This window comes from Phaeodactylibacter sp., from assembly GCF_040219495.1.
GTDB lineage: Bacteria > Bacteroidota > Bacteroidia > Chitinophagales > Saprospiraceae > Phaeodactylibacter.
The window spans coordinates 1-13,385 of sequence record NZ_JAVJSK010000119.1 but is presented as its reverse complement, the minus strand read 5'-3'; the positions used below and the strand labels follow the sequence as shown (position 1 = coordinate 13,385).

The 13,385-nt window shown below is 52.1% G+C and carries 6 protein-coding genes; 4 read left to right on the top strand and 2 right to left on the bottom strand.

Translation table 11 applies throughout. The features are described from left to right. The first annotated feature begins 315 nt into the window (after positions 1 to 315). Both RIC19_RS18610 and RIC19_RS18605 read left to right on the top strand, forming a co-directional pair. Positions 316 to 5,775: a choice-of-anchor L domain-containing protein gene (locus RIC19_RS18610; RefSeq protein ID WP_350179863.1), complete on the top strand. Its 5,460-nt coding sequence runs from the start codon at positions 316 to 318 to the stop codon at positions 5,773 to 5,775. A 19-nt stretch (positions 5,776 to 5,794) separates the two neighbouring features. After that, positions 5,795 to 6,841, top strand: a complete 1,047-nt coding sequence (locus RIC19_RS18605; protein WP_350179862.1) for an isoaspartyl peptidase/L-asparaginase family protein — start codon at positions 5,795 to 5,797, stop codon at positions 6,839 to 6,841. On the opposite strand, the gene RIC19_RS18600 is transcribed toward RIC19_RS18605, so the two are convergent. Beyond that, positions 6,838 to 8,586, bottom strand: coding sequence for a hypothetical protein (locus tag RIC19_RS18600; protein ID WP_350179861.1), 1,749 nt, complete (start codon positions 8,584 to 8,586; stop codon positions 6,838 to 6,840). The two genes, RIC19_RS18605 and RIC19_RS18600, sit on opposite strands and share 4 nt — an antisense overlap. 94 nt (positions 8,587 to 8,680) lie before the next feature. Further along, positions 8,681 to 9,241, bottom strand: a complete 561-nt coding sequence (locus RIC19_RS18595; RefSeq protein WP_350179860.1) for an RNA polymerase sigma factor — start codon at positions 9,239 to 9,241, stop codon at positions 8,681 to 8,683. Positions 9,242 to 9,558: 317 nt separating this feature from the next. Here RIC19_RS18595 and RIC19_RS18590 point away from each other — a divergent pair, with 317 nt between their 5' ends. Together RIC19_RS18590 and RIC19_RS18585 are read left to right on the top strand one after the other, a co-directional pair. Next, positions 9,559 to 10,863 carry a DUF2254 domain-containing protein gene (locus tag RIC19_RS18590; protein WP_350179859.1) on the top strand — a complete coding sequence of 435 codons (1,305 nt, stop codon included), beginning with the start codon at positions 9,559 to 9,561 and terminating at the stop codon, positions 10,861 to 10,863. A gap of 173 nt (positions 10,864 to 11,036) precedes the next feature. Then, entirely contained in the window at positions 11,037 to 12,965 is a 1,929-nt protein-coding gene (locus tag RIC19_RS18585; RefSeq protein WP_350179858.1) for an adenylate/guanylate cyclase domain-containing protein, read from the top strand. Positions 12,966 to 13,385 lie beyond the last annotated feature (420 nt).

Here is a 13,385-nt window from a genome sequence, read left to right as displayed (position 1 = left end):
ATAGGGGTAAAATATAGAGCAAAATGTCAAATACGGAACGCAAAGCTGAATTCATCAGTCCATAGCACCGCTATTTCGGTTTAAACACCTTATTTTTGGAAAATATTGCAAGAAATCATTTGCAGAAACTTCTGTTTTGGCAGTATGTGGAATAGGTGATACACGTTCTTTATCACGTGGCCTCCACCATTTTTTACACTTATGGTGTCTAAGGTTAGCCTTTACGTTGGCAACTACCTTCAAGCATACGCTTACGAAGACCAAACTTGAAAATCATCCGGCCTGGCAAGCCAAAAAAGTGTTACTCTGAGTACTATGAGCACAATCCTGAAAAAACTACTCGGCGCAGGCCTGTTTGTTTCCCTGAGCCTTGTCGCTACTGCACAAGATATGAGCGTTTCCTCCGGCGGGCCGTTCACTCCTGAAAATCTGATCTCCAATATTTTCCTGGGCGACGGTGTCGAAGTCCTCGATATCAACTTTTCGGGCAACCCTCAGTCTGTAGGCTTCTTCAATCAGGCACAGGACGAGCTCGGCATCAACCGGGGGATCGTGATGTCTACGGGCTTTGCTTCTTCTGATTCCGGGACCGGTGTGGACCAGGTGGGTGATGATTTCTCTAACTCCAACATGGGGACAAATCTATCCGACCCTGACCTGCTGGCCATTACCGGAGGGGTAGATGTCAACGACATGGTACGTTACACCATCACCTTTATCCCTATTTCTGATACGCTGCGCTTCAATTACATCTTTGGGTCGGAGGAGTACCCTGAGTATGCCTGCTCCAATTTTAATGATGTATTCGGGTTCTTCATCAGCGGTCCTGGCATCAACGGCCCATTTTCCAATAATGCGGAGAATATTGCCCTGCTGCCCGGTACTAATCTGCCGGTGGCCATCAACAACCTCAATTCGGGGCAGGTGGGGGGTAATGGTACCTTGTCCAACTGTACGCCACCCGAAGGCAGCCTGGACTATTCCCAGTTTTACAACGATAATGATAACTCCAACAACCAACCTGTGTTTGATGGTTTTTCCAATGTTTTTACCGCGGAGGCCGTTGTGCAGCCTTGCAGTACCTACACCATCAAGCTGATTATTGCCGATGTGAGTGATGGGGCCTTTGACTCTGGCGTATTTCTGGAAGCGAAAAGTTTTGGTACCGGCTCTCTGGATGTGGAGGCCTCTACCGTCAGCCTCGATGGCTCTGTTGCCGAAGGGTGTGCCGAAGGGGTGCTTACGTTTAGCCTGCCTGGTCCGGTGGAATCGGATTTCCCCATCGATTATCAGATACTGGGTACTGCTGAGAATGGGGTTGATTATGAATTCATCCCGCCAAACCTGTTCATCCCGGCGGGGGATAGCTCTATCAGTATCCCCATCATTGCCTTTGAGGATGACCTGGACGAAGGGGAGGAAACGATTTTGATTGATGTGCAGCGGGATCCCTGCAACCGGGATACTATCCCTATTCTCATTCGTGAAAACCCATTGATTCCGGCGGATTTGGGCCCGGATATGGAATTGTGCCGGGGCGACAGCCTTGAACTGCAAGGCGAATTGCCGGTGCCTCTGCCTCCACCGCCCTCCTTTACCAGTACGTCCCCAGTCAATATTCCGAATAACCCACCCAACATTCAGTTGTTTTCTCCGGTGACGGTGCTTGGCGTGATACCCCCTACACTGGGGCCGGGTGTGATCCAATCCGTGTGTATCGATAGCTTCGACCACCGCTGGATTGACGATATGGACTTCTTCCTCATCGGGCCCAACGATCAGTTTATGGAGCTCGTTACGGACGTTGGTGCCGATGGGGGTAATGCCCTGGGGCAGGACTTCTTTATAAACACCTGTTTCACGCCGGAGGCGGTCACCAACATCAACACCCTGACTACTGCTGACCTGCCCTTTACCGGCAACTGGGCACCGGAGGGTATTTGGTCTGACCTGTACGGCGATGACAAAAACTCAAATGGTACCTGGCAGCTGCTCATGATTGATGATACGCCAAGCGCCGGTGGTACTTTGCACAGCTGGACCATCACCTTCAATCCGGTCTACGAAATCAGCTACGAATGGCAGCCTGCTGCCGGGCTGAGCTGTTCGGATTGCCCCAACCCTGTTGCCACACCGGATACCACGACCACTTATATTCTGAATGCCACCGACTCCTATGGGTGTACTACTTCCGATACCATAACTATTGAGGTCCTGCAAGGGCCCGCTGCGCCTGCGTTGAGTTGTGCAAATGTAACAGGCAGCAGCATTACGGTTGACTGGGACGAAGTGACCGGGGCAACCGGCGGTTATGAAGTCAGCATTGACGGAGGCCCCTGGATACCCGCCAACGGCAACACGCAACACACCATCAACAACCTGGGTTTCCTGACTAGTGTGACTATAGAGGTACGCGGGGTAGGCGAATGCCCCGGGGAATCAAGCACGATCACTTGCCAGACCCTGGATTGTGTGCCTCCAAATGTCACGCTGGTGGATACTACCCCCATCACCTGTAACGGGGGCAGCGACGGAGGCGTTGAGGTGAGCGCCTCAGGCACCGTTGGCCCGTATCAGTTTGCACTAAATGGGGTGGAAAATACAACCGGTATCTTCAACGGCTTAGCTGCCGGGGACTATCAGGTGGCGGTAGTGGACGGTGCCAATTGCGGTACCACCCTAAGTATAACCGTCACCGAACCTGCACCGCTGGAAATCATCGAACAGATCACGCCAGTCAGCTGTAAGGATGCCGCTGATGGCAGCATCGCGCTGGAACTTCCGGCACCCAACGGCCCCTACAGTTTCGACTGGGAAGGGTTGAGCGCAGACTCCCTGCAGACGGGATTATCTGGAGGGGATTATCCGGTGGCGATTACGGATGTGACGGGTTGTGTGGCTTTGGACACCCTTACGGTTCCGGAGCCCGACAGTCTCCTGGCCACCGAAATGGTTACGGATATCAGTTGTGCCGGCGATTCCTCGGGTATGGTCAGCCTTGATCTTACCGGCGGCACCCTGCCGTATCAAATTACCTACGATGGCGGACTGGTGGCGGTTTCGGATAGCTCAGTGGTGATTGAGATCCCTGCCGGTAGCTATGCTGCAAATATTCAGGATGCCAATGGCTGTACCCTGGTAGTACCATTTGAAATACAGGAACCGACACCGCTCACCCTGCAACTATCCGGCATGGATGCACTTTGCGCAGACAGCCTCAGCGGGGGTGCCGTTGTGGTCCCCGGTGGGGGCACAGCTGCATACAGCTACATTTGGCGAAACGAAGGGGCGCTCATCGGTACAGACTCTGTCATTGCGGAGGTATCGGCCGGCACTTACACCCTTGAGCTGACCGATGCCGACGGCTGCCTCCTTACCGATTCTATCAGCATAGGTGAGCCTGACAGCATTGCTTATGAACTATTGCCTTTCCCCGCCAGCTGCTCTGGCTTGTCAGACGGTGGCGTGGAAGTAACCGCTTCCGGTGGTACGGGCACGCTGATTTACAGCTGGAGTGATATTGGAGCGGGGCCAGAGGACCGTTCTGATCTGGGCAGCGGTACTTATTTCCTAACCATCACTGACGATAATAATTGCACGGTAGCAGATAGCTTCTCGGTAACACAGCCGGAAATTCTGCTGAATACCACAGAGACTACCCCTACGCAGTGCAACGGTGATGCTTCTGGTACGGCAACGGTGATTCCGGAGGGGGGCACCGGACCTTATACCTACCTGTGGGAAGATGGGCAGCAGGATTCCATAGCCACAGGCCTGGCCGCTGGTGCAATTGAGGTAACCATAACGGATACGAACGGGTGCACGGCTTTGGATACATTAGTCATTGCGGAAGCCACTGAATTGGCCTTATCCTTTGTGCCAAATAACCCGCTCTGTCAGGGGACGCCTACCGGGAGCATCACCGTAACTCCGGAAGGAGGAGCAGGGGGCTACACCTTTTCCTGGAGCGATCAGCAAAGCACAGCCACGGCTTCCAATCTTGCTGCGGGAACTTACGCCCTCACACTCACGGATGCCAACGGGTGTGTGCTGGCAGACTCGGTAACCCTGCAAGACCCTGAGGCGCTGAGTTCTTCCACCAATTCGACGATGGCCACCTGCCTGCCTGAGCCGGATGGTTCCGCAACGGTTACTGTAGGAGGGGGGACGCCCGCTTACAGCTACGAATGGAGTGACGGGCAAACCCTGGCCATCGCTCAGGGGCTGGACGCCGGTACGTACACGGTCACGGTCACGGACGCCAATAACTGTACGATTGTAGATACCGCTGAGGTCAATAGCATCCCTGAGCTTGATCTTGAATTTACAACGGAAAGTGCTTCCTGCAACGGTGCTGCCGACGGCGCGATTACCATCACCGCGACAGGAGGGGATGGCAACTATACCTATACCTGGAATAATGGCTTGTCCGCTCAGGCCAATCAGACCGGTCTGGCCGGTGGCCTGTACAACCTTACCCTCACGGATGGATTAGGGTGTGAGGCTACCGCTGCAATTACGGTAGCGCAGCCCTCAGCGATTGTGATTACGGCCGATGTGGCCCGCGTGACCTGCTCGGGGGGCGAAGACGGGCAGATCGCCCTGACCGTCACCGGTGGCAACCCGCCTTACACCACCACCTGGAGCAATGGCGCTACCGGGCTTGCCCTAAGCAATCTGGGGCTGGGCACTTACACAGCTACCGTACGGGATAGCAACAACTGTACCGCCACGATTGACGTGGAGGTCACCGAATCCAGCCCCATCAATTTGTTTGGGGAAACCACAGAGGTGGAGTGCTTCGGCGAGCGCAGCGGTGGAGCATCTATCGAAGTATCGGGCGGACTGCCGCCTTATACCTACCTTTGGTCGAATGGGGCAGAAACGCCCAATATAGAGGCTGTTGCAGCCGGGGCTTACACCGTTTCCATTACGGACGCAGCGAATTGCACCCAAACCGAGACCCTGATCATTGAGCAGCCGGATACGGCCCTGGCGGCTATTGTAGAGGGGCTTGATGTGAGTTGTTTTGGAGAAGAAGACGGGCGTATTGAAATTTCAGCAAGCGGGGGGACGCCCACCTACCGTTACTCCATCGATGGGGGTGCCTCTTTCTCTGGTAATTCCACCTTCATCAGGCTGGAGCCCGGCACCTACGATATTCAAATTACGGATGCCAACGACTGCCGCTTTCTGGCGGATGCCGCCGTGATTGGAACACCCGACCCCGTGATGGTAGACCTGGGCGGCACACTTTCCATCAATTATGGAGATACGATCAGGCTCAATCCGGAGATTACGGGCGGCCTGGCGCCATTTGGCTACGAGTGGTTCCCGAAAGACTCCTCCGTACTCAGCTGTTTCCGCTGTAGCGCGCCATTGGCCACCGTAGAGTTCCAACGGAGCATACGTGTGATCGTGACGGATATTGCCGGGTGCACCGGAGAAGATATTATGACCCTCTACGCGGAGAAATTCCGCCCCGTGCTTGTACCTACCGGCTTTACGCCCAATAACGATGGGGTCAACGATATCCTCAGCATTCTCACCCGGGAAGGCGTTGATGTGGACATTTTGACGTTCCGCATCTTTGACCGTTGGGGCGAGCTGATCTATGAAGACAACGATATTACGCCCAATCAGCCCGCACGGGGCTGGGACGGCAACTACCGCGGCAAGCTTGCACAACCCGGCGTTTACCTCTGGATAATAGAGGTGGAATACCGGGACGGGCTCAGGGAGGTCTTCAAAGGGCAAACCACTTTAATCCGGTAAACGGGAATAACGAAAAACTATGAATCGAATATTAATCGTCCTAATGGCCCTGAGTGCCGCTTTTTGCTCCAAGAACCCTACGTCGGATTCAGACACGGTGGCTACTGCCGAGGCTGTTGCTGAAAAGCCCGCCTACGCCATCGTCATCCACGGTGGGGCAGGGACGATCTTGCCGGAAAACATCACTGGAGAACAGGAAGCCGCTTACCGCGAAGCCCTGAATGCCGCTTTGACGATTGGAGAAGACATTCTGAAAGATGGCGGGAGCAGCCGGGATGCTGTGGAGCAAACCATCATTTTCCTGGAGAACTCTCCTCTCTTTAATGCAGGCAAAGGGGCAGTCTTTACCAGCGATGGGCATAATGAACTGGATGCTTCCATGATGGACGGCGCCACGCGAAATGCGGGAGCCGTAGGTGGGCTGCGCCACGTTAAAAACCCCATTCAGGCGGCGCGGGCCGTCTTAGAGCATTCCAAACACGTGCTGCTGACCGGGGAAGGTGCAGAAACTTTTGCCCGTCAGCAGGGGCTGGATACGGTGCCGGCGGACTACTTTTACACAGATAGCCGTTGGAAAGCCCTGGAGCGGGCGAGAGCAGCTGAAGCCTCGAAGACCGGCGCGCTATTACCGGTGGACTACAAATACGGTACGGTAGGCTGTGTGGCGTTGGACCAGCAAGGGCATATCACAGCGGGGACTTCTACCGGGGGCATGACCAATAAGCGCTTCGGCCGGTTTGGGGATGTGCCGGTCATTGGGGCAGGCACTTATGCAGACGATTCAACCTGTGGGGTATCCTGTACCGGGCACGGAGAATACTTCATCCGGTACGCGGTGGGCCACGATATGACGGCGCTTATGGCGTACAAAGGCTGGAGCGTGGAGGAAGCCGGGCAACACATCATCCACGAGAAGCTAAAAGCGGCAGGCGGTGCCGGTGGGCTGATCGCTCTCGACAAAAACGGCAACATCACGATGCCGTTTAACACGCCGGGCATGTACCGGGGCTATGCCCGCCCCGGAGAGCGGGTCGTCGGTTTATTTGGCGAAACGGAGAATCGTTAAAACTGTAGCATTTCCCTGGCTTCGCGGGCGTCTGCCGGTTGTCCGAGGACCTGCAATTCGAGGGTGGTGGATTGTCCAGGTTGCTGATTGATCCGGCGTAGCTGCCCGGTCCGGAGCACCGCAATTTGATCATCAGGCGTTACCACCCAAATCAGGTTATCGGCATTTGGGTTGAGGCCTTCGATGACCTCGCTGCCGGAGTAAAACTGGTAGACGGTATTCTTGCTTTTATCCACCAGATACATTTTATCTTCCTGATAGGTGTTGCCGTACTGATCTTTGTACTTAGCCTTGAGCGGCTGCGCATTGACCGGTACGGGGCGGGCGCAATTCCAGACGCCCAGCTTGTCGGCCTTGAAGCGGTTCATGACTTTGCGGCGCACGAGGTAGCGGAGGTCTGCCGCACCCTCTTCGGGCGCAACGTTTTCGTCGTATTGGGCGATCGCGGCTTGCTTTTCGGCCTCAGCGGTTTGGAGGATGGCTTCGCGCTCTTCGCCCAGGCGAGCTTCGCGGCTGGCCATTGTTTTTTGGTAAGCCACCAGTTCTTCAGCGTACCGGTCAAGGGCTTTCTGGAAGTCCTCGCCCATGAGTACCGGGCTGACGATGAGCGTCACCTGATTTTTGGGGTGAATGAGGGTAAGCTCATAGTCCCGGTTGTTGATGGGGCGTATGCTGACCGATTCCCATTCCACAGCGAAAGCCCGTTGATCATAAGCCGGGCTATCTTCAGAAATCTGCCAGATGACGTTCTGGTACATTTGCTGTAGTTGGGCCAACTCGCTTTCCACCTGTCCATTCTGCGCATCTTCCACCTGTACGGAGCCATCGAGGAAGTTGAGCTCGAGGGTCGGGCGGTCGCCACTTGCCTGTATAGGGCGCAGGGGCTTCACCGGCATAGGGACACTACTTTCGAGGGCCGACAGCCGGCTTTCTTTGCGGATATCGATGACCCGTAGGGCTTCGAGTAGATCGGTTTTTTCCACCTTGTGGGGGTCACCGCCGATCACTTGTCCGGTTTCCAGCAGTTGCAGCTGATCGGCATCCTGGTAGCGCCACTGATTGATCAGGGTATCGAGGTAATATACATTATAAGATGGAGGTTCATTCAGCCGGTCGGTCCGGATCATGATTTCAGAAGCCAGCTCGATATCAATTTTCTTACCCACAGCGAGTTGGACACGCTGTCCATTTTGCTCTGCATAGAGTTCGATCATGCCCGCCGATTCCAACTGAAAGGCATTACCGGCGGAGTCGTAGCGCATGGGGATGCCAGAGGTGAAAAAGTCCACATAGTCGTGCATTTCCCGGTAGAAGACATCCACCTCACCGCCGATGAGCTGGCCGTAGTCGTTGGCGAAAGCGGCGGCCGGCACCACGAGCTTGGAGCCGCTGGGGTATTCATATACGCCCCCTTTAGCGGTATTGACCCGGAAATTGGCAAAGGTAGGTGCCGACAAGGACTGAATAGGCTGATCGATATAGGGTTGCTGTTTGAGGAAGGCCGTATTGCTAATGGGCGGTGTTGTTTCGCCGGAGAAGAAGACTGCCCGCACACCAAAGATCAGGAGAGCCACGGCTGCGGCTGCGCTGAGGCTCCGGAAAGCGAGGTGGCGTATTTTTGCGGAACGCTGAGCCCGCTTGGCGGCCTGATACTGCTTCATCAGGGCATCGAAGTCGCGTTGTTGCTCGATATCCGCTTTAGCAGGCTGCTCAGGGTTGAATTTGAAGTGGTAATTTTTACTCATAATTGCTGGTTTTGCAGCCCGCTTGCGGGCGTCCAACAAGCTCTAAATCCGGGCGTAAGGTTTTCACTTGATCGTAAGGTTAGGGTCTGTATCATTAGCCCAGGTTTTTCTTTATACGGTTAAGGATGCGGAAAGTCTTCACTTTGGCGTAGTTTTCCGTGATCCCTAAAATTTCGCCAACTTCTTTGTACGGGCGCTCCTCAAAGAAGCGCAGTTCAATAATTTGTAGGTCTTCCTCCCTGAGCGAGTCCAGGGCCTGAACAAGCAGGGGGGTGAGGTCTTCCGGAATATCCTGCCCGATTTCTTCTGCCAGGTGCGACAGGGGGGCATCCTCGATGGTGACGACCCTGTTTTTATTGGCTTTTCGGAAATACTGGGCGATTTCATTGCTGGCAATCCGGTACAGCCATGCCGAGAACGGCACACCTTTGTATTCGTACCGGTGGATTTTCTGCAAAGCCTTCAGGAAAACCTGGGAGCAGAGATCTGCGGTTAGGTCTTCGTTGGTGGTGCGGCGAAAAACGTAAAGATAGATGGGCTCGTAGTAGCGCTCGTAGAGGGGCCGGAACATAGCGGGATCCCGTTGAGCGGCCTGCACTTCAAGCCACTCTTCCTGCATCTCCGCATCTGAGACCGTCCGTTTGGGCGCACTCATAAGATTGGTTTTTGCAAAAGAACAGCTTAATTGCAAATTCGAAAGCATCTATTGCACATTTTTTCCGCAAGCCAAGCATTATATGTAGCCGGACCAGCTGGTCAAATTGGGTTTTCAGGATATAAAAAAGCCCCGGGGCGTCCAAAAATTAGGAACATCGGAAAAACCTGTTCCCGAATTTGGTTCGTTGTCTTCATAATGCGTGGGCCGGGATTGGTTACAGGTGGGTGGGGGCGTTTTTGAGCGTTTGTGATATTGGACTTTAAAGGGTACCTTTTGGAGACCATTTTCATTGCACGTCTAAAACGATTTAGCAAATGAATAAGCTACTTTTTAAGTGGAATGAATTAAAAGCGACGTTCTGGTTTGTCCCGGTCCTCATCATCATCACTGCTGTGCTTTTATCTGTGGGGCTTGTGTACCTCGATGGTCAGATTAGTTTTTCGAAAGATGGTGTGAGCCGCTTCTTTTTTGTGAAGAGCTCGGCTTCGGCCCGAAGCATACTGTCTACCATATCGGGTGCGATGATAGGTGTGGCCGGAACGGTTTTCTCCGTCACTTTGGTAGCCCTGACGCTTGCTTCTTCTCAGTTTGGCCCCAGGCTCATCAAAAACTTCATGTATGTCCGGCTCAATCAGGTGGTGTTGGGTTCTTATGTTTCCACCTATCTTTATTGCCTGCTGGTCTTAAATGCCATACAAGACGGGGGCGACTATGTTTTTATTCCAGCCATATCCATACTGGTAGCGATTTTGGTGGCTGTGGCCAACATCATTTTGCTCATTGTATTTATTCATCAAATCGCTGTAAGCATTCAGGCCGATAAGGTGATCTCTGATATTTCTGACTTTATCACCAGCCAACTCGCGACGCTGTTTTCTGAACAAGTGGGTGAAGAAACGGAAGACGATGACGGTACCGATCGCTCAGCGGCTGTATCCGGGTATATCAGGCAGGTCTCCATAAAAGCCCCTAAAAGTGGCTATTTACAGTATATTGACAATGAAACTTTGCTCGAAATCATAACCCAAAAAAACGCCTTGATTGAGTTGTACTACCGGCCCGGGGGGCATGTGGTAAAAGGTTTGGAGATTGGAGTACTCTACACCAATGAAGACTGGGATGAGGCGGAGCTTCTAAGGATTCCCGGCCAATTTGTCATCGGGAAAACCAAGACGTCACAGCAAGACCTGGAGTACTCCATTCAGCAGATGGTGGAAATAGCGGCACGTGCCCTTTCGCCCGGCGTGAATGACCCGTACACCGCCATAACCTGTATTGACAACCTCACCGCAATTATGTCCTATTTGGCACAGGCAAAGTTCCCTTCACCCTATCGCTTTGATGAGGAGGAGAACCTTAGAGTCATTGCGGATGCCGTCGATTTCCGGGGCGTACTTGATACGGCATTCAATCAAATCCGGCAGTTTTCAGCAGGGAATACCGCGGTGATCATCCGGCTGATGGAAGCCCTCACGACTATAGACGGGTTTGTAAGACAAGAAAAGTACAAAGCGGCCATCGTCCGGCACGCTGAGATGGTTTTGACGGTGGGGCGGCAAACGATAAAGGAAAAGAATGACATTCAGGACCTCACGGATAGGTCGGCGGCTATTTTATAGGTTGTCAGGAGCGTGCTGGCTTCTTTTTATAGATTGACCACTTAGAGAGGCTAACATAGCATCTCTAAGGGTTGTGGTTTTTTGTGGTTTTCGTATCTTTCGTCACCGGGAGTGTATTTGCAGGCCACACTGCGCATTTCGCTGAGTCGTATGCTGTTCAAAAAGAAAGCTACATGAGGAAAATACTATTTACCCTTTTACTGTTATGGCCCACCCTTGCCATCCAAGCCCAAACCAAGTTCGACTCCTTGTACAGCATTTGGCAAGACGAAACACAAACCGATTCTATTCGGGTAGATGCCTTTAAAACCTATATCTGGGACGGGTATCTTTATTCCGAACCCGATAGTGCTCTTGTGTTGACTGAAGCCATGGTTGACTTTGGCGAAAAGCGCAACTACCCCAAAGCAGTAAATCAAGCCTATACCTTGCAAAGCATTGCCTACGAAATGCAGGGTGATTTTACCAAAGCCATGGAACTGGCTGAACGGTCAATTGCAGCGAATGAGAAGATTGGCAATAAAGCGGGCATTTCCGAGGCTGAGATTGTCATGGGAGTGCTTTGGGAGGAACAAGGGATTTACCCACAGGCTTTAGAACGCTACAACAGAGCCCTGGCAATAGACGAGGAAATTAACAACCGAGAAGGCATGGCCATGAGCCTGAATAATATCGGTAACATTTTCAACACTCAGGGAAATAGCAGCAAAGCTTTGGAGTACTATAAAAAAGCACTTGCCATTGACGAAGAGCTTGGTATAAAACAAGGAATAGCTGTGGAAGTGGGGAATATAGGTAGCATTTATCAGGAGCAAGGAGATACCGAGAAGGCGCTGGAGTTTTTTGAGAGAAGTCTGAAACTAAATCAAGAAATCGGTGACAATTACGGTGTGGCATCGACTTACGGCAGTCTGGCTTCTCTATATCAACAAGAGGGGAATGCCCCGAAGGCTTTGCTATATTATCAAAAAGCCTTGTCCGCTTTTGAAGAATTGGGAACGCTGCAAGAAGTAGCGCGCAACCTGAATCAAATCGGATTATTTCACATGCGCCAAGGAGATTACAATCAGGCACTGAAATACTGTCGAGATGGATATAAGATAGCCAAAGAGTTGGGGGCAATAGTGGTGCAAGAATTATCGTGCCAGTGCCTTTACGGCACTTATAAAGAACTGGGAAATGAAGGAAAGGCCCTTACCTACTTTGAGGAGAGGATTATCTTGAAGGATAGCATTTACAATGAGGAAAACACCCGTAAGTTGACTCAAGCACAAATGCAGTACGAATTTTCCAGAAAAGAGGCGGCAAGGCAAGCTGAGCAAGAGAAAAAAGATGCCATTGCTTTGGAGGAGCTGGAGAGGCAAAAGCTGGTGCGCAATGGTTTTATGGGCGGATTTGCCGTTGTATTACTATTTGCGGGAGTATTTTTTATTCAACGCAACCGCATCGGAAAAGAAAAGCAACGCAGCGAGGAGTTGCTCCTCAATATATTGCCCGAAGAAACGGCCCAGGAGCTTAAAGAAAAAGGACATGCTGATGCCAAGCTGATCAATCAGGTTACAGTGCTTTTTACTGACTTTAAAGGTTTTACTGCGATGAGCGAGCAGCTTAGCCCTAAAGAATTGGTCAGGGACTTGCACGAGTGCTTTTCGCTTTTCGACCAAATTTGTGAGAAGCATGGCATTGAAAAAATTAAAACCATAGGGGATTCCTACATGGCAGCTGGCGGATTGCCTTCGACAAACCACACACACGCAACAGATGTAGTGGAAGCCGCCCTGGAAATGGTTGAAGTGGTGGAAAAAGGGAAAGCCGGAAAGATAGCCCGGAACCTACCTTATTTTGAGGTAAGGGTGGGCGTTCACACGGGGCCGGTTGTGGCTGGAATAGTAGGTGTGAAAAAGTTCCAATACGACATTTGGGGCGATACGGTAAATACAGCGAGCCGTATGGAAAGCTCAGGCGAGGTGGGTAGCGTAAACATCAGTCAGGCGACTTACGAACTGTTGAAGCATAATCCCACCTTCACCTTTAAAAGCCGCGGGAAGATTAAAGCAAAAGGTAAAGGAGAAGTAGAGATGCACTTTGCATCAAAGGCTTAGCGCATGTTTGGAGCTCGTTACTATTGCAAATCAACGCTTTATGAACCCCGCAGAAATGCGGGGCAAGCTCTGGCTTCCTCACTAAATTTGAGTTTAGCCCGCTAAACTCAAATTTAGTGAGGAAGCCAGAACCATAAATCCTTGATTTTTATGACGAAACCGCTCTAAACAAGCTCTAAGCGGTCTTTGATGTCAGTGCGCAGTCCTTTGGATAGTTTGTTTGAGGGGGATGGGGAGGAAAAGAGCAACAAATCCTCCAAATAAAGCGTATATAAAAGAGTTGTACTCTACCCCCGAAGCCAACCCTCAATTAAAATTATGGGGTTTGAGGGGAGATTGCTTAAAAGGAAATACTTGCTTGGTAAAGAGGAAAATAACAAACAAGCCAACGCTCGGCAATGCGAATGCTAACGCGCAAGC

What these genes read in the sequence shown, in the direction of transcription:
- RIC19_RS18610 (WP_350179863.1), top strand. Translation starts at nt 316, where the DNA reads ATGAGCACAATCCTGAAAAAACTACTCGGCGCAGGCCTGTTTGTTTCC.
- RIC19_RS18585 (WP_350179858.1), top strand. Translation starts at nt 11,037, where the DNA reads ATGAGGAAAATACTATTTACCCTTTTACTGTTATGGCCCACCCTTGCC.
- RIC19_RS18605 (WP_350179862.1), top strand. Translation starts at nt 5,795, where the DNA reads ATGAATCGAATATTAATCGTCCTAATGGCCCTGAGTGCCGCTTTTTGC.
- RIC19_RS18595 (WP_350179860.1), bottom strand. Translation starts at nt 9,241, where the DNA reads ATGAGTGCGCCCAAACGGACGGTCTCAGATGCGGAGATGCAGGAAGAG.
- RIC19_RS18590 (WP_350179859.1), top strand. Translation starts at nt 9,559, where the DNA reads ATGAATAAGCTACTTTTTAAGTGGAATGAATTAAAAGCGACGTTCTGG.
- RIC19_RS18600 (WP_350179861.1), bottom strand. Translation starts at nt 8,586, where the DNA reads ATGAGTAAAAATTACCACTTCAAATTCAACCCTGAGCAGCCTGCTAAA.